Here is an 18,973-nt window from a genome sequence, read left to right as displayed (position 1 = left end):
CTGTTTTTAAAAATGCAATTCAAAACATTGGAGAAGTCTTTGTATTTTTAAAAAGAGCAATTATGAAATTGATTCAAGTATATTAAATTAAATTATAAGAAGTATCAGTGTCATAATATGATACTATAAAACGAAAGAAATTTCACTCTATAATAACGTGATTTTACAAATAATATTATGAATAAGGTGTTGAAGAACGTGGGAATTATTTTACGGGGTATCGCAGTTGGAATTACTGAAACCGTACCTGGAATAAGTGGAAGTACGGTAGCAATGATCTTTGGAATATATGAACGATTAATTTATTCTTTAAGCTTATTAACAACAAAAAAAAGAAAAGAGGTATTACCTTTTCTAATCACATTTGCTACAGGTATGGTTATTGGGTTTGTATTTTCCATATTTATTATAAATTATTTATTAGATACTTATCGCACACCCACGCTGATGTTATTTACAGGTATTATTGTAGGTTTTTTACCCTACCTTTGGAAAGAAACGGTTTTTCTATCAAAAAACAAACTCTTATTAAAACATTATGTAATAATTGTACTGTTTTTTATTCTTGTATTAGTCAGCCAAGCATTAAACGGTATTGTTGAAATTGATTCGACTAATTTATCAATGAGTGACTATATTTTCTTTGTTGTGGCAGGGTTTATTGCGAGCACGGCTCTTGTCCTACCTGGGTTGAGTGGCGCTTTAATCTTGACTATATTAGGCTTATATGAGCTAGTAACAGTTTCTTTAATATCGTTTGATTTGGCGATAATTTTTGCTGTCGGTTCAGGAATCGTACTAGGGGTTCTGTTCACCAGTAAACTTATCCGGTATTTGTTATCAAATTACATGATAGAAACCTACGCAGCAATAATAGGGTTAGTAAGTGGTTCTATTTATGCAATTTTGAATAACTTAGAAAGTTCATTTAATACCTCAACTATTTTAATTTCAGTGGTTACGTTTATTGTTGGAATCATATTGATAGTCACATTAAAACAAACTCAACATGATTAATCTTAGTAACATTATTTTTCAGATTCTTTTATTCGGTATGTAGAATATGAGTATATGATATAAAAAGACATCTGTGCAAAATAAAACTTCTGAATAAAAATTTTATTTTGCACAGAGAATTTAATGAAATAAATTATCAAATTTTACTTTATGAATATAACTTTTCACTTAAGGGGTTACTAAAATTACTTACTTTTGAATATATTAAAATTGGTGTGACAATTACAATATTAATAAAAATTAATAAAACTAATTTTAGAATTAAGTCAGAAAATATGAAGTGCGAATAATATATTATAAAAGTATTATTTAATAAAAACAATTTAATATTTTCAAGATTATTACTAGTTTTAGAAATAATGTGGAAATTTTTATATATCAATATATATAAAAAAACTACATAAGAAGAGTGTCTTTCTTTATAGGAATCTACAAGATTCTAACGTTTTAAACTTAAACTGATTGTTTTGAAATTATGTAGGGTCCATATAGAACTAGTTTTAGATCTTGCTATTTTTTTATTCCGTTAATGAATCCACCCAAGTATAAAGACCAGATAAACAAAGATAGCTTAACAGGAATTTTGTTCATTGAATTTGGACCGCCACAATGAGGGGCATAAATTTGTACTTCCAGAAACTTCCATTAAACACCTTCTGCAAAATTTCATTTTATCACCCTAGTAAAGTTGTACTGTAATGATCTAATTTTTGGTCGAAATCATTGAACAAGCTCTCATAGAGTGTTTTGATTTCTTTTTTCTAACTTCATGATGATAAACAAACTTTTCTTTTTTTCATGGTAAAGATAAGCTTCAACCAAAGTTTGTTTCAACTGTTCAATTTATTTTTCTCTATTCATATAACCACCCTTATTCTTCATAGAGTAAAGTTTCAAAATCATTAGGAACACGACAAGTTCGATAACTTCTTGAAAAGTATCTTGCAAGAACTAATTCGACTTCGGATTTTTCAGGAAAAGATAAGTTATCAAATAGAAATACACGAGGGTCTGGATTAGGCTTTTCTTTTTCCATAAAGAATATTTTCCACGTTAAGTAAGGTGTAGCTTGTTGATTTACTATCAACCAATTTAAAATTTTTCTTTGTTCATCTGATAATTTTAATTTCTTCTTTAAAACCAATACCAAAGTAATTCACTCATTTCTTTTTTGTTGGAAAAAATAGTGTTTGTAAAGGTTAACTAAAAATAAACGATAATATAGAAAAGCGTGGTACCTGCCTAATCGGTAAGTACCACGCTTTTTCAATTTACTGAGTTTTGTCCCCGCCTCACGGTTTTGTTCATGTTATTGACTTTTGTCAGAGACTTTCACCAATAACTTTCCGATATTGTTACCTTTGAACAGATCTAAAAATGCTTCTGGAATATTGTCAAAACCTTCAACAATTGTTTCACGATAACTCAACTTGCCCTCTTGTAGCCATTTACCTAATTGCACGGCACCTTCTTTGAAGCGGTCTGTATAGTTACCGACCGTAAACCCTTGCATCATTGCACTTTTCTTAATGAGCGTTGTTTGTACACGTGGTCCCAGGTCCGCTTCTTCCGAGTTATATGTCGAGATTGCACCACATACTGGAACACGAGCAAATGTATTCAGCTGTGATAGAACGGCATCAGAGATCTCTCCACCGACGTTATCAAAGTATACATCGACCTTATTCGGACATGCTTTCTTTAAATCTTCTGCTAAGTTTTTCGTTGTTTTGTAATTGATTCCTTCGTCAAAACCTAATTCATCTTTTAAAAACTGAATCTTTTCATCAGATCCCGCAATGCCGACAACATGTGCACCTTTGATTTTCGCAATTTGTCCGACAATCGAACCGACGGAACCGGCTGCACCAGATATGACTACCGTTTCGCCTTCTTTCGGTTGGCCAATATCTAACAAGCCAAAGTAAGCCGTCAATCCCGTCATACCTAGGATTCCTAAATGTGTCGAGATTGGAGCTACTGATGGGTCAATTTTACGAATTTCATTCGCTTGAGCGACATAGTATTCTTGCCAGCCAAAGTTTCCGATGACGACGTCACCAACTGTGTAATGCTCTGACTTCGATTCGATCACTTCACCGATTGAACCGCCTTCGATGACTTCATTTAATTGAAAAGGCTCAATATACGATTCTGCGTCTACCATTCTTCCACGCATATATGGATCGACGGAAACATATAGGGTGCGAAGTAAAACTTCATCCTGCTGAATTTCGTTGATTTCTTCTGTCTTGAATTGGAATGTCTGCTCATCAGGCATTCCCTTTGGACGTTCTGCTAACGTAATTTGTCTATTTTTTATTGTCATGGAATTCCCCTTTCAATTTATCGAAGTCGTTTCTTTTCATAAGTATCACAACACAGCGACCTTCTTAAGATTAATCTAGTTCTAGCGTATCACAGCTTCCAATTCGTATGTCAATTCAGACCACTTAAAAAAGCATGCCGCAATTAGATGTGCGGCATGCTTTTTTTCTTTCTTATAAATAACCCATGTGTTTAGCTTCCTTGGTCAATTGCTCCCTGAATTTTGGATGAGCAATTTCGATCAGAGCCTTCGTCCGCTCCCGAATTGTTTTGCCTCGAAGTCTTGCAATACCGTATTCCGTAACAATATAATCAACATCATTTTTATGCGTTGTCACTGGGGCACCCTGCTGAAGCGTTGGAACAATTTTCGTGATCTCGTCATTTTTCGCAGTGGAGTGCAGGCAAATCACACCTCTCCCATTCTCAGAAAAATGTGAAGCGAGTTGGAAATCTGATTGTCCACCTGTTGATGAAAAATACGTGTTACCCACTTTTTCCGCATTTACTTGTCCTAAAAAATCAACTTCGACTCCAGCATTCACAGTCACCAAGTCGTCGATTTCTTTCAGCTTACATGCATTGTTCGTCTGGCTAACTGGTAGCATATAAATATCATCGTTTTCATGCATGAAGTCGTATAGTTTTTTCGAACCATAAGCGAATGTTGCAGTCATTTTCCCTTTTTTGAATGGGTTGTTTTCATTCGTGACTGCTCCACTCTTAAATAATTCGATAATCTTTTCAGGAATCATTTCCGTATGAATCGTTAAATTACGGTAACCTTTCAAGTTGTCAATGATCGCGTTCGGTATCGAGCCAAACCCAACCTGCAATGTGTCACCATTTTTAATCAAACTAGCGACATGGTCACCAATCTTCATATCCTTCTCTGACTGACCGGGTGTACTAGGTAACTCAGGTAATGGTTGATGATGCTCAACGATTGCTGTCACGTCAGAAATATGGATTTGATTTTCGCCATATGTCCGTGGCATGTGCTCATTGACTTCCACTAAAATCGTCTCTGCCTCTTTCACCATCGAAATGGTATGATCTGCGTTTGTGCCCATTGAAAAATAGCCATTTTCATCCATCGGAGAGACAACAGTCATCACGACAGGTTTTCGAGCAATTTGTTTCAATAATTTTGGTAGATCCGAAAAGTGATTCGGCAATAAATCTATTTTTCCTTCATTGAATGCTTTACGTTCAGAAGCCCCTAAAAATAAACTTGTTATCTTTAATTTATCTGGGTCAACATCAATTAATTCACGGGTGGTCAACATCGTAAATAGACGGTTGTCACTTAAGCCGTCATGATTCTCCAATTGTTTGATCAGTGCATCCGGTTCTGCACAGCCTAACGGAGAAATAATATCGGTTCCAGGTTGAATATGTTGAACAGCTTCTGCGACTGATTGTAGTTTTTCATTGTATAAGGCTTGATAATTCATCTGATTTCCTCCTTGATGTCAATACGAATCATACTATAATAAAATATTTCCCTGATCGATCTATTCCAATCAAAATAAAAACCCGTCGTTAAACGAGATATAAGAAAAACAGGCCCTCCAAAATATAGATTTACTTTTTTAACCATTCATTGATAAGCTGATCCGTTTTTGTTTCCTTCGCTTTTCTCATGAGATATTCGATGTCCATGATCTGATCATCCTCTTTATGGATAAAGAACATTCGCTCCGCCCATTCGTAATCTTCCGTCCATTCAGGATGAGCTGATTGAGAAACAATCGCTGATTCCAAACGATGAATGATCAAATCTTCAATTCCTATAACAGATACTTCTCTGCCACTATCTAATTCAATTTGAATGACTTTCTCTAAATTCCCTTCTAAAAAGTTGCCGGGTATTTCGAGGGAAAGTTCCAGTTTTTCATGATACCAGACGCGACCTTCCCTTTTAAAACCTAATTCTTCGGTTAGAAGGGAATCTATTTGGGCCCGTCCATCTGATATCAAATCAATATCCTGCGTTGTATAGTGATTTCGCGTGTAAATTTCAACAGATAAGCCACCAACGATAATCGGAGTTATTTTACTTTCACTCAAATAAGATGTCAATAACCCACATAACTCCAACATACGTTCATGCTTACTTAACAGATTTAACTTAGAAAACTCTGCTTTCAACTCACTCAGACGGATCATAATACATTCTCCGTTTCCCAATCATTTTCATTTTATCTTCTTTTTTGGCTCGGTCTACACTTGCTTTAGCGACGGCTGTCAGTGCTCTCCGTTCATCTGCTGATCGTCGCTTAATTTTTTTTACTTGTGGTTGTTGTGCTTTACGAGAATGAATCCGTTCATTTACTTTTTTTCGATTTTTATCAATGTTTTGTTCGATTTGCGACATCTTAATATACCGCATAAGAACCCACACCTTCACAATAGTCTATATTCATTTTAACTGAATGGTGAGTAGATATCTATTATCTCTATCATTGCTTAATAAAAATTCCACACCAAAAACGGCATCAATTATTTGAATCATATGATTGATGCTATTTTTTATTTTTCTAGATGGCTATGCCCCTCCCTTTTTTTAATTTAAATTGAGTCTTAGACACTGAAGAACCATAAACCGCCAACAATCCAAAAAAACAAAACATAGAGAATAAAAAGAGCCTTATAAAGCTTATTAACTTTCGGCGTCACTTTTTCTTCATCGAAATAACCATGTAATTCAGCGGGGAAATAAATCAATAAAACCCATGGAAAAGTAATTCCTATGAAGAAAAATGGATTTCCGAATTCGGCAACCATCACCTCACTACCAAATAGGAGAAGTGGGATGAATAAGAAAGTAGATATAACTAAAATCAATCGAACAGGTTTACCTTTTTCACTAAACAAGAAACGATCTGCTTTCTTAAATGGATCATTTCCCATATCCTTATCATCACCCTCTAAGAAAATTATGTATTAGGTTTATTCATTTCAATTCTTATCTCTTTAATAAGTGTAAACGAAATTTTAAAGAGATGGTAATTGATTAAACACCCCTGGAAGAATATGGATGTGTTCAGAAATGAGTTGGTTTCTTCACATTTACTTTTGGATAAGTCGCTTACTCGACTATTAAGGAATATTACTATATGTTGTGCTCTATCCATTTATGCTTTTAAGTATATCCAACAGTCACAAGCATTCCAATTCTCTTCTTACCATTCTTGGATTAAACTGACTGTACAATGAAAACAACAAGGAATGAAATCCATGAACTATTATAGCGACGTCATACAATACCGTGGGAACCATTACGATTTTGGCTATTATCAAGGTAAGTTACTACTTGATTCCCCGATTATTCATAACCGAAGAAAACAATGGGGTCCGAAGAAGGACCGTCATTTTATTATTGATCAGGACAGTTTCGAGCAGGTCATGAAACAATTTTCTCCAGCTATTTTGGAAGAAATTCACGGGCTTGCTGATGCGCTTGAAATGAATTTGACGGAGGCTTATCGACTCTTTGGTGGGTACTATCATGAGTTCGTCCGGAGTGGTTGTTCGATTTTCACAGAACCAGATTTTATGGTCAGAAATTACGACAGTCATCCTGTAGGTTACGAAGGAAGGTACCTATTTTACAAACCGACTGATCAAGGATTCGCTACACTTGGTCCTTCCATGCAAATTACCGGCCGAATCGATGGGATGAACGAAAAAGGTCTTGTCATGGGCTACAACTTTACCCATAGTAAAAAATCAGGTAATGGCTTTCTTTGTAATATGATTGGGCGATTGATTTTAGAGAACTGTTCAAACGTCGAAGAGGCAGTCGACTTACTGAAAGAAATTCCACATCGACATTCATTTAGCTATGTACTTCTGGATCCGAGTGGTGAGTCATTTGTCATAGAAGCTTCTCCAAGAAAAGTCATTGCCCGGAAATCGAATGTATGTACGAATCACTTTCATTTACTTGATGAAGAAAATCGATATCGACAAGAAGAAACGAGACAGCGTGAGCAAACCATTCAAGAACAGCAAAAGCATTCAACGAACCCAATGGAAGCTTTTCGTGTGATGAACGATCCTCAATATGATGTTTTCTCCAAGAAGTATGATGCATCCGCTGGTACCATTCACACATCTGCCTACTTTCCGAAAGAGATGAAAGCTTGGTTTGTCATCGGTGCAAATCGCATGCCTGTTATTTTTGATTTCAATAAATGGCTTCAAGGAAACCAGGTTCTTGTTAAACGAATGAAAGGCGAACTGGATTATTCGAGACCTTTTGTGAATATGGAAAAACTATGATTTTTCAAGTCTTGTAATGTTACCTTGGCTTCATCATTTAATTAAAACCCGTATTTAAAATGATGCGGATAAGATGAACCTGACGGAGACTTATTGGCTTTGGTGGGTACTATCATGAGTTCGTAAATTTGTGCGAACCGCTCGATAAACAGCGACAACCGCTCGATAAACGCCGACAGACGCTCGATAAACGCCCACAGCCGCTCGATAAACGCCCACAGCCGCTCAATAAACAGCGACAGCCGCTCGATAAACTGCACGCAAAAAAAGCTTGAGCCAAAATGTATGTGATGAACATACACTTTGATCTCAAGCTTCATTTGTATATTTATTTCATCGATTTATTGTGCAACTAATTCATCGATTCGTTTCACGACTTTTTCATATGGTTTGTTCAAAACAATAGCGACTTCTCTAAACAGAATGTCTTGGATGTTTTTCAGCAGTTTGCCATCCAGCTCACTAAACTTTCGGCCTTCTTCTTCTGTTTCTTGCTTCTTGCGTAACAACGTACTTGCTACCTTCGCAATTTCCAAGCGGTCACCTTGATTCAAAATACTTTTATAATCTCTCGTTCTTTGTTGGGGTCTTTCAATCCATTCAACCCCTTCTCCACTGAAAGTTTCGATGACTTTTTCAGCTTCTGATCTGTTCATGATTCGTTGCATGTTTTTTTGTTTACTTTCAACAGGAGCATGAATTGTCAAATTCTGATCATTATCAACCGGCTGTAACATGTAATACTTCTTCGTAACGCCACCATACGTTTGATCACAAATATCTTCTACCCGACAAATTCCATGTGATGAATAAACAATCAAATCTCCAATGCTCAGCATTATATTGGCTCCCTTATGTTGAATTGTCAACTTAGTTTACTTTAAGTATATCTCTTTAAAACTTTTTTGTCAACTAAGTTGATTTAATGCCCATCTTTTTGTATAGTAGCTTAAGAAAATAAAATAGGAGTGAACAGAGTGAGCTTCAACTTACATCAATTAGATTTACTTGATTTAATCAGTGAAAGGTATTTAAAATTACGTAAAATATCTGAAGCACAGTGGAATAGTCACCACGAACTCCCCATTTCGAAATCTGAATGGTTTATATTGTTACGAATATACCAGGAGAAAGAAACAACCGTTTCCTTTATATCCAAAAGCGTCGATATTACCCGCCAAGCAACCCATAAGTTCATCAAGCAGCTTCAAGAAAAAGGACTTGTTGAAGTAGGCGAACAAGAAAACAATCGAAAAGAAAAACGTATTCAACTAACAATTTTCGGAAAAGAATGCTATGAAAAAAATGCGCAATTACAAGCGAATTTAGAAAAGGAAATTGCCGAGCACATTGGTCAAGAACGACTAGAACAGCTAAAAGATATCTTAAAGATGAACTGGGGAATCGAACAATAGATTTTTTCAATTGTACATAAAAAAGGAGCATGAACTGTCACTTCGACAGTTGATGCTCCTTTTTATTATGAATGAGTTGCTTCAAACTCAACGTCATGAAAATCTAATTTTTTAGCAGTAAACTCTTTCATTTCACGTACAAGCTCTGGATTGTCCCTCAATGACTGACCGTAGGATGGAACCATTTCTTTTAATTTCGGTTTCCATTCTTCAACACGATCCGGGAAGCATGTTTCAATCAATTCGAACATAATGGAAACAGCAGTTGACGCTCCTGGTGATGCACCTAGTAAAGCTGCCATCGAGCCGTCTTCCGAACTGACCACTTCCGTACCAAATTTCAGGATTCCTTTGCCTTCTTCTGTATCTTTGATAATTTGCACACGCTGTCCAGCTGTTGTCATTTCCCAATCTTCATCTTTCGCCGTCGGGATAAACTCACGCAACTGATCCATCCGCTTCTCTTTCGATAACATTAGTTGAGAAATGAGATATTTGGTGAGCGTGAAGTTTTTCATTCCTCCCGCTAACATCGTCGTTAGATTATTCGGTTTAATCGAACTGAACAAGTCTGCGTTTGATCCCGTCTTCAAAAATTTCGGAGACCAGCCCGCAAACGGACCGAAAAGCAATGACTCCTTCCCTTCGATCATACGTGTATCCAAGTGTGGAACGGACATCGGTGGTGCTCCAACCGGTGCTTTACCATACACTTTCGCATAGTGTTCTTTCACGAGTTCTGGTTTTTGTGTGTAAAGGAACTCCCCACTTACCGGGAAACCACCTATTCCTTTACTGCCTGGAATACCTGTTTTTTGAAGCAAATGGATACTTCCGCCTCCAGCACCGATAAACACGAAGTTCGCTTCATGGAAGGTGACGTTTCCGCTTTCAACGTTTCGAACTTTCACTTCCCATGTGCCGTCTTCGTTTTGTTCAAGTTCGTCGACACTATGCTTGTAATGAAGATCAACGCCTTGGGTTTCCAGGTGTTCGAACAATTTACGCGTCAACGCACCAAAGTTAACATCTGTTCCATCATCGATACGTGTTGCAGCAATGGGTTCACTAACTTCGCGTTCTTTCATCATTAACGGAATCCATTCCTTCAATTGTTCAGGGTCATCAGAAAACTCCATATTTTCAAATAGCGGGTTATCGACTAATGCTTCATACCGCTTTTTCAAGTACTCGACATTTTCTTTTCCATGAACAATGCTCATATGTGGTAGCTGAATCAAGAACTCTCTCGGTTGATCCATGAGTCCCTTCTCAACTAAATAAGACCAAAACTGTCTCGACTCTTGGAATTGTTCGTTGATTTTCAAGGCTTTTGCCGTTTCGATTGTTCCGTCCGGCTTTTCTGGTGTATAGTTCAGCTCGCATAAGGCTGAATGGCCCGTACCAGCATTATTCCATTCGTTAGAGCTTTCTGCACCAGGACTATCCAGCTTTTCAAACACTTTAATGCTCATATCGGGAGCCAATTCTTTTAAAATAGATCCCAATGTCGCACTCATGATCCCTGCGCCGATCAAAATCACATCTGATTTATTTGTTGTTTCACTCATAAGTAACCTTCCCTTGCATATTGTAGTGAGTGTTCGCTTATGTAAGCGCTGTCCTTCAGTACAATTTTATTATTCAAACATAACTTATAAACGTAATATATTATATCACAAATATTTACATGCTTAAATACCTCTTGTGTGTTTTGTGACACATTGTCAATCATATTTAAGAAAAAGCGTATAACCTCTTTATCAAAAAAGGTTATACGCTATCTTTAATTGGTCCTACTTTTTCAAGAAATCTGGATCTTGATAAGATGGGTTTGGGTACGTGTAAAACCCTTCTCCTGATGAAATGCCCATTTTTCCTTTGTCGATATAGTTTTCTTTTAGATAATCTGCAATTTTCTGGGAGTCTGGATCACCATGTTGGCCTTTTTGAGCGTTAATGTTGTATGGGGTCGTCATGCCGATAATGTCTAATGTTCCCATTGGTCCTCTTGGTGCGCCCGTGGCAATCATCCATGTTTTATCGATTGTTTCAACATCAGATACTTCATTCACTAAAAGCGACAAACCAGAATTCAAGAAGGGTACAAGCAAGCTATTTAAAATATATCCCGGCTGTTCTTTGTGTAGCTCTAGTGGGACCATACCGATTTCTTTTGCAAATTCAACAACTTCGTAAAAATGGTCCATATTCGTCTTTTTATGTCTCATGACTTCCGCCGTATTATTGATCCAAATTTCGTTGGCAAAGTGCAAGGCGAGGAATTTTTCCGGACGACCTGTCGCTTCTGCAAAATCGCTTGGTAGCAATGTGGATGAGTTGGTCACAAAGACCGTTTTTTCTGGAGCAACTTCTGCTAGTTTGTTATAAAAGTTAATTTTGATATCTGTTCTTTCTGGTACAGCTTCAATCACTAAGTCTGCATCCTTCGTTGCTTCCTTCAGATCTGTAAAAAAGGTAATGCGTTCATAGGCTTGCTGCGTCTCTTCTTTCGTTGCATCAAGATCTTCTTGATAACGCTGCATCCATTTTTGATAGCGTTCTTTTGCTTTTTCAATTGCTTCATCGTTAATATCATACACTGAAACAGTGAATCCATGATAAGCTGTTTGATAGGCAATTTGACTACCTAATACGCCGCTTCCTGCTACTGTTATATTTTTAAAGCTCATTGAAACATCTCCTTGTGAAAAGTTTTATTACAATACTATTTTACAATAACTATTTTGTTTTTCCACTAAAAACGTCCAGAACGGAATATCGAGTAGATCATCCACGCCAGCATGCCGACAGCGACCACAAAGCCGATTTCAAGAGCGGGTATATCCCATAGTACAGAGCCTTGGCCGGCAATGGCAGAGCCGATGATGATACCAGTCATAATCAAACTGAATGCTAACAAGATGATACTGAAGGATAATAAATTACTGACTCGGTCCATTTTTGACAAAATATAGTTCAATGCCGGAATTCTCAACTCGACTGGTATCTTACGTTCCTTCGCTAATGCTGTCAGCTCTCTAACAATTTCTGGCATCTCTTCAATGACATCGGCGTACTCATCGACTTGGTCATAGATCTCTTTTGCAAACCGCTTCGGATGGTACTTATCTCTTATTAGTTTTCGACCAAATGGTTCAGCAACTGTGATGATACTGAAGTCCGGATCCAACTGGGCAACGACACCTTCTAATGTCAGCATCGTTTTTCCGATTAGCGTGAAATCAGAGGGCACTTCAATTTGATGTTTATGAGCGATTTGAAACATGTCGGTAATCGCTTGTCCTAAACTGATTTCACTGAATGGAACGTCATAATATTTGATGAGAAATTGGTCGACATCACCTTCCCATTCATGCTCGTCAATATCGACGGGAACGACTCCCATCCGCTTCATTGCTCGAGTCATCTTTTTTGTGTCTTGGCTTGTCATAGCAATGACGATTGAAGCGAGATTTCGTTGCATGTCCTTTGATAGTCTTCCTACCAATCCGAAATCCATGAATGCAATTCCGTTTTCTCCAGGTAATGCAAAAAAGTTTCCGATATGAGGGTCGGCATGAAAATAACCGTCTTCAAACATTTGATAAAATATGGCTTGGACGAGTTTTTCAGCGAGCCACTTATGATCACATTGTGCTTGCGCTAAACCTTCTTGGTCATTTAATTTAATGCCTTCAACATATTCCATCGTCAGCACTTTTTTGGTTGTATAATCCCAATATATTTCTGGAATATACACTTGCGGGTCGTCTTCAAACTGTTTGGCCATCAGATCTGCATTCCGGCCTTCATGCTCATAATCCAATTCACTCGTAATGGCTTTTTTAAATTCTTCGACCACATCGACAACCTGATAGCGCTTCGCCCAGTCTAAGCGCTTTTCTGCTCGCTCTGCCATTTCATGAAGGATTTCCAAGTCGATATGTACTTGTTTACCGACATTGGGACGTTGGACTTTCACGGCTACTTTCTCACCAGTTGGGAGAACAGCTTCATGTACTTGTCCAATCGATGCAACGCCTAAAGGTGACTGTTCAAATGAATAAAATAGTTCTTCCATTTTCCCTTCCAGTTCATCCTCAACAATTTTCCTCACTTGTTCAAAGGGAACAGGAGATATATGATCTTGAAGTTTTGTTAATTCCATTCGGATATCTTTTGGAATCAGATCAGGTCGTGTGCTCGCAAGTTGGCCCACCTTAATGAAGGTCGGTCCAAGATCCTCTAAAAATTGCCGTATTCGTTCACCAACCGTTTTATCCTCCAAATTTTGATCACGATTGACCAATAGGCGACGAGGCAATGAAAAAACACGGTCTAAACCTAATTCCGTTACGAAATAGCCAAAGCCATTTCTCGTAAAGGCTGTAGCGATATCGCGATATCTTGCCATATGACGCATCTGCTTTCGAATAATTCCTATCCCCTCCTTTCCATCTTCCGAGATCTTTTACTGTTCTTTATTAAGCTGGCGTTCCAACTGGTGAAGACGGTTTTCCAATCGCTCATAATCCTCTCGTGTTGGCACATCTAAGTCTTCAAGTTTTTTCTTCAATTTTGCTTGTGCTTTTTGGTTCCACTCTTCTTGACTCTGTTCACCCTTTGCTTCAATCTCTGATAATAAACTGTTCGATTCTTGTTGGGATAGCTCCCCTTTTTCACGTAATTCCTTTAAAATTTTATCAGCTTGCTCTTTCCCAACGGCTGCCAGTCCTGCACCGATTGATAAGCCTTTCTTGAATAAGTCGCTCATGTCGACAAACGCCTCCCGATCGATTTTGTCTTTGTGTTGACAATACCCTGTACAAAACAAACGGAAACTTTGTGAGTAAAAGTTAGCAATTGAAAAAGGATTCGTGTGTGAATGCTCCACAGACGAATCCTTTTTTCTATTGATCTATATGCTTTTTAATGACTTGGCTTAACTTTTCAACAGCTGTTACCATTTCTTCACGGCTGACATAGCTAAAAGATAGCCGCAAATAGGATAAACCTTCTTGTTCATGAACGAAAAAATGCTTACCAGGGACATAGGCAACACCTGCTTGCATCGCCTCATTCAATATTTTTGATGTATCCACACCTGGTACATGCACCCATACAAAATATCCTCCAGAAGGATTTTTCCATGTGGCAATATCTCCCATATACTTTTCAAGCGATGAGATTAAGGTTTTGCAATTTTGTTGATAGACTTTTCGAAGCATCTCGAATCGTTTTTTCATATCTGTTTGAGATAGATATGAACCCAGTGTTGCCTCGGCAAACGGATGACCTAAGTCTTTTTTAAACCAAGGGAGCGGCTCGAGTAAATCACTTCTTGCAGCGACATAGCCGACACGCATTCCGGGAGCTACCGTTTTGGAAAAGGATCCGATATAGAACACGCGACTTCCGCTATCCATTGCTTTGATTGGTGTAGGTCGTTCGCCGAAATACAGTTCACCATAGGCATCATCTTCAATAATCAAAAAATCAAATTCACTCGCAAGTTCCAATAAATGTCTTCTACGATCGATCGACATCGTTGTTCCTGTCGGATTATGAAAGCTCGGAATCGTGTACACTAGTTTCGGCATCGGCAAGTTCTTCTCTTTTCGGTCTTTCAATGTTTTCTCAAGCTCTTCTGTTTGCATTCCATTTTCATCAATCGGAACAGTAATGTAATGATCTGTATAATTACGGAATGTTTCCAAGCCCTCCATATAACTTGGGGATTCGACGACAATCCATGTATCACGGTCAATAAATGTCCTTGCGATTAAGTCAATCCCCTGAATGGCACCCGCTGTCACAAGAATCTCTTTCTCCAGGAGGACAACTCCACGTTCCGCCAATCGCTCACGAACAAATTTTTTCACCGTATTTACTTTCTTACTACCCAAATACTGAAAAGGGAGGTCTTTCTCCTCCTCAATTAAATCCTTCACTGCCTCATTCATCTCTTCATACGGAATGAGGCTATGCGCTGGATAACCCGCATTAAGCGGTATGCTATGATCCGGAACAGGAGGCATCCATTCGCCAGGTGGTTCATGCTTAAGAGCAACTTTCGTATTTTTGGTGAAAAATGATTCAGGTTCCATTATGTATCCACCCTTCCATTCGGTTTTTTCGTTAAGTTGATCACTATTTTCTTTAATATAAACGTATTCTGCGAGTGTATAATTTATTTTTGCTACTCTAATTTTGTTCGATGGGACGTTGCGTTATGCGACCTACTTCTGAAAATATACGCCCCGGCGATTGCGATATGCTCCCACATCTTGCGGATATGCACCCTTGTGTGCGGTTTATGCGACCGGTGCGGTAATATATGGACCCGAATCCTAATTATATGGGCCGCTCCTATTTTTCGTGGAGAAGATGGATCGTTTAACCGGGATATGCGACCTATTTTTGAAAATATGCGCCCCGGCGATTGTGATATGCTCCCACATCTTGCGGATATGCACCCTGGTGTGCGGTTTATGAGACCAGTGCGCCAATATATGGACCCGAATCCTAAATATATGGGCCGCTCCTATTTTTCGTGGAGAAGATGGGTCGTTTAACCAGGATATGCGACCTATTTTTGAAAATATGCGCCCCGGCGATTGTGATATGCTCCCAAACTACGTGGATATGCACCCTGGTGTGCTATTTATGAGCCCGACGCGGGAATATATGGACCCAAATCTTAAATATATGGTCCCCTTGCCAAGTTTTCGTCCCGTTGTTCCACCTCACAAAAAAACGAACAGAAAGTATTCAAAAATTTGAACACCTTCTGTTCTAAAGATAAAGGAGTTACCGTTAACTTTCAATTACAGATTTAAAAGAATAATACATGAGCCATTAAAGCAGCGATCGGCAATGTTATTACCGTACGTTGAACGAAAATGATAAAGAGCTGACCAAACGATACAGGTATTTTCGATTTAATCAACAAAATACCAATTTCGGACATGTAAATGAGTTGTGATAGCGACATGACTCCGATGACAAAACGGGTCAATTCGGATTCGATTCCACTTCCGACAACGGCTGGTAAGAACATATCGGCAAACCCGACGAGCATGGCCGGAGCGGCTGCCTGTGCTTCAGGAATTTGCAAAACCTGAAGCAATGGAACGAATGGATAGGATAAATAATCAAAGATTGGTGTAAATTCAGCAATCATCAATGCAATCGTACCGAGTGCCATAACGAGAGGAATTAAGGAGAACCAAATATCAATGACATTTTGCACGCCGCTTTTGACGACACTTTTATAGCTTTTAACTCCTTCTGCTTTTTCCACTGCTTTTTGAAAACCCCATTGAAGTGTTGAAATTCCATCAGGTACTTCTTCATTAATTTGCTTGCCTACGGGTCCATAATACGTATCTTTTTTCCATGAAAGAGGAGGGATTCTCGGACAAACTACTGCAGCGACAACTCCACAAACAACCACCGTTGCATAAAATTGAACGAACATGTGATCAATACTTAAGAAACGTGCAATGACTAAGCTAAATGCAATTGAAGCGATTGAAAAATTCGTTGCCACGACAGCCGCTTCTCTTTTTGTATAATATCCGGATTCATATTGTTGAGTCGTTAGCAGTACACCAACAGTTCCACTCCCCATCCAAGAAGCAAGCGCATCAATGGATGAACGTCCAGGAAGCTTGAATAGTGGCGCCATCACTTTACGTACGACTGTTCCGATAAAATCCATTAAGCCGAATTGCAATAACAGCGGCATGAATAAAGATGCAAATAAAAACCAAACCATCAAAACTGGACCTAAATCAAATAATACGGTTCCTCCAGTCAACCCTGACCAAATAACTTCCGGGCCGAGTTCAGTCAAGGTGAGAACGGCAAAAATTGCTCCGAAAATACGAAGTACCAACCAAATTGGCGATACATCCAAGAGACCTGTCAAAAAAGAACTGTTTTTCACCGCATTGATTGGAACGCTTTTTATCCATACTGTAGCCAAGGCAGACAAGACAACAACTGCCGTAATAAACAGCGGAATATAGTCGGCAACTGCTGCTTGCAGCGCATCAGCCATAACACCAAGGCCGATCGTTACCGTTCCGTCCACTGAGAGAGGCACTAAAAATAAAAGCACCCCAATGAGTGATGGGATTAAAAATTTCAATGTTTGTTTTACTGAGTACCCTTTCTTCACACCGAACTGTTCAACGTGCTGAACTTTTTCCATCGTGATCCTCCTTCTGCCCTCTTCGTTTTTATCATTTTGAATAATGTATCATATTTATGTATAAATAATCAATACTATTTTATAAATAAATTTATTTCTTCACTCTCATACTTTTTAAATTACATAAAAAAGAGCGCCTATCTAAGGCGCTCTACATATAATTATTTTTATAAAAAGGTATAATTATTCATTCGAAATTTTTCTAGCCCTCTTCTTTTCCTCACGCATCGCTTTTGGAATATATACACAATAAGGTTCGCTCTCCATATAGTCACCGGTCATCGCATAAGCACGAGAACGTGAACCTCCGCACACATGTCTGAACTCGCATACTCCACATTTTCCTTTATACTTATCAGGGTTCCGTAAATTTTTCAGCACATCGGATTCACGATAGATCTCTTTTAACGATTGTTCCTTCACATTTCCGACTTTGATCGGAAGCAGTCCACTAGGAAATACTTCGCCGATATGTGAAATGAAAATAAACCCATTTCCGTCATTGACACCTTTTGGTGCTCGACCTAAACCATCGATGCTCCCAGTCATTCCTTTGTTTAAGGCATCTTCATAGGCAATCCCGTTTGAGTTAGCTACTTTTTCGCGCATTTTTTGTTGGATGACGACACGACGGTAATGCTGACCTGCTGTTGTTTTAATATCGAATGGAGCACGTTTTGAGTATTCATACAACCAACGGAAAACACGTTCATGGTCGGCTGGGGAAATCATATCATCTCTTTGGCCCCGTCCAATTGGAACAAGAAAGAACACACTCCACAAAACACATTCCAATTCTTCCATCAATGCAGCCATTTCTTCTAAATAGTCGATATTATAGTTTGAAATAACGGTATTGATTTGTAATGGCATTCCAAGTGACTTTAAATGATCGATTGATTTCATCGTCAAATCGAATGACCCTCTCGTCCCTCTGAAAAAGTCGTGCACTTCTGCATTATGTCCGTCTAAACTGAACGCCCAACGAGACAGCCCGACTTCTTTTGCCTTATTCATCGCTTCCTTGGTGACATTCGGTGTTGCAGACGGTGTCATCGATACACGAACGCCTTTTTTTACAGCATACTCTGCAATGTCAAAAACGTCTTCTCGTTCCAATGGGTCTCCTCCGGTAAAAACAAGCATTGGATTATTCATCTCATATATATCATCAATTAACTTCTTACCTTGTTCAAATGTCAATTCTCTAGGATCTCGGTAATACTGCGCATCTGCTCTACAATGTAAACATTTCAGTGCACAAGCTCTTGTTAATTCCCATATGACAATAAACGGATCTTGATCATAATCTCGCTGAAACATGACACATTCCTCCTAATGGATGAACAAATAGTCTTTACATTTGATTTCATCGTATCAGCTATTTTCATTGGCTGATATGATTCAAATCACAGTTCAACTGGAACATTTTTTATAAAAATAAGATGAATGGGAGAACGTAAAAAAGCTCTATAGGACTTTTCCTATCAATTTTGTCGTTGCTCGAAGGGATAGAACATCTCTATAAGACTTTCCGTCGGATTTTTTTCTTCATTCGGGGGTATAGACTGCTTCTATAGGACTTTCCAACACGTTTTTTTCGACACTCGAGGGTATAGAAGGCTTCTATAAGACTTTCCAACACATTTTTTTCGACACTCGAGGGTATAGAACGCATCTATAAGACTTTCCAACACATTTT

The 18,973-nt window shown here is 38.3% G+C and carries 18 protein-coding genes; 3 read left to right on the top strand and 15 right to left on the bottom strand.

Annotated elements, in window-relative coordinates; all coding sequences use genetic code 11:
• Positions 1 to 198: 198 nt before the first annotated feature.
• On the top strand, positions 199 to 1,017 hold the full coding sequence (locus FPQ10_RS11995; RefSeq protein WP_186278677.1) for a DUF368 domain-containing protein: 819 nt from the start codon (positions 199 to 201) through the stop codon (positions 1,015 to 1,017).
• A gap of 871 nt (positions 1,018 to 1,888) precedes the next feature.
• On the opposite strand, the gene FPQ10_RS11990 is transcribed toward FPQ10_RS11995, so the two are convergent.
• The 6 genes from FPQ10_RS11990 to FPQ10_RS11965 form a co-directional block, all read right to left on the bottom strand.
• Positions 1,889 to 2,167, bottom strand: a complete 279-nt coding sequence (locus FPQ10_RS11990; RefSeq protein WP_144163733.1) for a hypothetical protein — start codon at positions 2,165 to 2,167, stop codon at positions 1,889 to 1,891.
• A 159-nt stretch (positions 2,168 to 2,326) separates the two neighbouring features.
• Complete coding sequence (locus tag FPQ10_RS11985; protein ID WP_144163732.1) at positions 2,327 to 3,346, bottom strand: NADP-dependent oxidoreductase; 1,020 nt, start codon at positions 3,344 to 3,346, stop codon at positions 2,327 to 2,329.
• Between the two features lie 172 nt (positions 3,347 to 3,518).
• A complete protein-coding gene (locus FPQ10_RS11980) occupies positions 3,519 to 4,802 on the bottom strand; it encodes an acetyl-CoA hydrolase/transferase family protein (RefSeq protein ID WP_144163731.1) in 1,284 nt (427 codons plus the stop codon).
• A gap of 130 nt (positions 4,803 to 4,932) precedes the next feature.
• Positions 4,933 to 5,517 carry a hypothetical protein gene (locus FPQ10_RS11975; protein ID WP_144163730.1) on the bottom strand — a complete coding sequence of 195 codons (585 nt, stop codon included), beginning with the start codon at positions 5,515 to 5,517 and terminating at the stop codon, positions 4,933 to 4,935.
• Positions 5,501 to 5,740, bottom strand: coding sequence for a hypothetical protein (locus FPQ10_RS11970; protein WP_144163729.1), 240 nt, complete (start codon positions 5,738 to 5,740; stop codon positions 5,501 to 5,503). Before FPQ10_RS11970 ends, FPQ10_RS11975 begins: the two co-directional genes overlap by 17 nt.
• A gap of 191 nt (positions 5,741 to 5,931) precedes the next feature.
• Entirely contained in the window at positions 5,932 to 6,261 is a 330-nt protein-coding gene (locus FPQ10_RS11965) for a hypothetical protein (RefSeq protein ID WP_144163728.1), read from the bottom strand.
• Between the two features lie 327 nt (positions 6,262 to 6,588).
• Here FPQ10_RS11965 and FPQ10_RS11960 point away from each other — a divergent pair, with 327 nt between their 5' ends.
• Entirely contained in the window at positions 6,589 to 7,635 is a 1,047-nt protein-coding gene (locus FPQ10_RS11960) for a C45 family autoproteolytic acyltransferase/hydrolase (RefSeq protein ID WP_370512044.1), read from the top strand.
• A gap of 41 nt (positions 7,636 to 7,676) precedes the next feature.
• Here FPQ10_RS11960 and FPQ10_RS11955 read toward each other — a convergent pair whose 3' ends face one another.
• Both FPQ10_RS11955 and FPQ10_RS11950 read right to left on the bottom strand, forming a co-directional pair.
• Positions 7,677 to 7,955, bottom strand: coding sequence for a hypothetical protein (locus tag FPQ10_RS11955; RefSeq protein WP_144163726.1), 279 nt, complete (start codon positions 7,953 to 7,955; stop codon positions 7,677 to 7,679).
• Positions 7,956 to 7,976: 21 nt separating this feature from the next.
• A complete protein-coding gene (locus FPQ10_RS11950) occupies positions 7,977 to 8,474 on the bottom strand; it encodes a CarD family transcriptional regulator (protein ID WP_144163725.1) in 498 nt (165 codons plus the stop codon).
• Between the two features lie 138 nt (positions 8,475 to 8,612).
• Here FPQ10_RS11950 and FPQ10_RS11945 point away from each other — a divergent pair, with 138 nt between their 5' ends.
• Complete coding sequence (locus FPQ10_RS11945) at positions 8,613 to 9,050, top strand: MarR family winged helix-turn-helix transcriptional regulator (protein ID WP_144163724.1); 438 nt, start codon at positions 8,613 to 8,615, stop codon at positions 9,048 to 9,050.
• 65 nt (positions 9,051 to 9,115) lie between these two features.
• On the opposite strand, the gene mqo is transcribed toward FPQ10_RS11945, so the two are convergent.
• The 7 genes from mqo to FPQ10_RS11910 form a co-directional block, all read right to left on the bottom strand.
• A complete protein-coding gene (gene mqo / locus FPQ10_RS11940) occupies positions 9,116 to 10,642 on the bottom strand; it encodes a malate dehydrogenase (quinone) (protein WP_255439956.1) in 1,527 nt (508 codons plus the stop codon).
• A gap of 204 nt (positions 10,643 to 10,846) precedes the next feature.
• Complete coding sequence (locus FPQ10_RS11935; protein ID WP_144163722.1) at positions 10,847 to 11,743, bottom strand: 3-hydroxyacyl-CoA dehydrogenase; 897 nt, start codon at positions 11,741 to 11,743, stop codon at positions 10,847 to 10,849.
• Positions 11,744 to 11,808: 65 nt separating this feature from the next.
• Entirely contained in the window at positions 11,809 to 13,467 is a 1,659-nt protein-coding gene (locus FPQ10_RS11930; RefSeq protein ID WP_144163721.1) for an ABC1 kinase family protein, read from the bottom strand.
• A 57-nt stretch (positions 13,468 to 13,524) separates the two neighbouring features.
• Positions 13,525 to 13,827, bottom strand: a complete 303-nt coding sequence (locus FPQ10_RS11925; RefSeq protein ID WP_144163720.1) for a phasin family protein — start codon at positions 13,825 to 13,827, stop codon at positions 13,525 to 13,527.
• Between the two features lie 136 nt (positions 13,828 to 13,963).
• Positions 13,964 to 15,160: an aminotransferase-like domain-containing protein gene (locus tag FPQ10_RS11920; RefSeq protein WP_144163719.1), complete on the bottom strand. Its 1,197-nt coding sequence runs from the start codon at positions 15,158 to 15,160 to the stop codon at positions 13,964 to 13,966.
• A gap of 728 nt (positions 15,161 to 15,888) precedes the next feature.
• Positions 15,889 to 17,271, bottom strand: a complete 1,383-nt coding sequence (locus tag FPQ10_RS11915; protein ID WP_144163718.1) for a YjiH family protein — start codon at positions 17,269 to 17,271, stop codon at positions 15,889 to 15,891.
• Positions 17,272 to 17,454: 183 nt separating this feature from the next.
• Positions 17,455 to 18,594, bottom strand: a complete 1,140-nt coding sequence (locus FPQ10_RS11910; protein WP_144163717.1) for a TIGR04053 family radical SAM/SPASM domain-containing protein — start codon at positions 18,592 to 18,594, stop codon at positions 17,455 to 17,457.
• Between the last annotated feature and the right edge of the window lie 379 nt (positions 18,595 to 18,973).

Origin of the sequence: Allobacillus sp. SKP2-8 (assembly GCF_007559355.1) — a bacterium.
GTDB classification, from domain to species: Bacteria; Bacillota; Bacilli; order Bacillales; family Alkalibacillaceae; genus Allobacillus; species Allobacillus halotolerans.
The sequence above is the reverse complement of the archived record's forward strand: the minus strand, read 5'-3'. Positions and strand labels throughout refer to the sequence as shown.

What these genes read in the sequence shown, in the direction of transcription:
- FPQ10_RS11950 (WP_144163725.1), bottom strand. Translation starts at nt 8,474, where the DNA reads ATGCTGAGCATTGGAGATTTGATTGTTTATTCATCACATGGAATTTGT.
- FPQ10_RS11920 (WP_144163719.1), bottom strand. Translation starts at nt 15,160, where the DNA reads ATGGAACCTGAATCATTTTTCACCAAAAATACGAAAGTTGCTCTTAAG.
- FPQ10_RS11975 (WP_144163730.1), bottom strand. Translation starts at nt 5,517, where the DNA reads ATGATCCGTCTGAGTGAGTTGAAAGCAGAGTTTTCTAAGTTAAATCTG.
- FPQ10_RS11960 (WP_370512044.1), top strand. Translation starts at nt 6,589, where the DNA reads ATGAACTATTATAGCGACGTCATACAATACCGTGGGAACCATTACGAT.
- FPQ10_RS11980 (WP_144163731.1), bottom strand. Translation starts at nt 4,802, where the DNA reads ATGAATTATCAAGCCTTATACAATGAAAAACTACAATCAGTCGCAGAA.
- FPQ10_RS11910 (WP_144163717.1), bottom strand. Translation starts at nt 18,594, where the DNA reads ATGTTTCAGCGAGATTATGATCAAGATCCGTTTATTGTCATATGGGAA.
- FPQ10_RS11930 (WP_144163721.1), bottom strand. Translation starts at nt 13,467, where the DNA reads ATGGCAAGATATCGCGATATCGCTACAGCCTTTACGAGAAATGGCTTT.
- FPQ10_RS11915 (WP_144163718.1), bottom strand. Translation starts at nt 17,271, where the DNA reads ATGGAAAAAGTTCAGCACGTTGAACAGTTCGGTGTGAAGAAAGGGTAC.
- FPQ10_RS11935 (WP_144163722.1), bottom strand. Translation starts at nt 11,743, where the DNA reads ATGAGCTTTAAAAATATAACAGTAGCAGGAAGCGGCGTATTAGGTAGT.
- FPQ10_RS11970 (WP_144163729.1), bottom strand. Translation starts at nt 5,740, where the DNA reads ATGCGGTATATTAAGATGTCGCAAATCGAACAAAACATTGATAAAAAT.
- FPQ10_RS11965 (WP_144163728.1), bottom strand. Translation starts at nt 6,261, where the DNA reads ATGGGAAATGATCCATTTAAGAAAGCAGATCGTTTCTTGTTTAGTGAA.
- FPQ10_RS11955 (WP_144163726.1), bottom strand. Translation starts at nt 7,955, where the DNA reads ATGAAGCTTGAGATCAAAGTGTATGTTCATCACATACATTTTGGCTCA.
- FPQ10_RS11985 (WP_144163732.1), bottom strand. Translation starts at nt 3,346, where the DNA reads ATGACAATAAAAAATAGACAAATTACGTTAGCAGAACGTCCAAAGGGA.
- FPQ10_RS11925 (WP_144163720.1), bottom strand. Translation starts at nt 13,827, where the DNA reads ATGAGCGACTTATTCAAGAAAGGCTTATCAATCGGTGCAGGACTGGCA.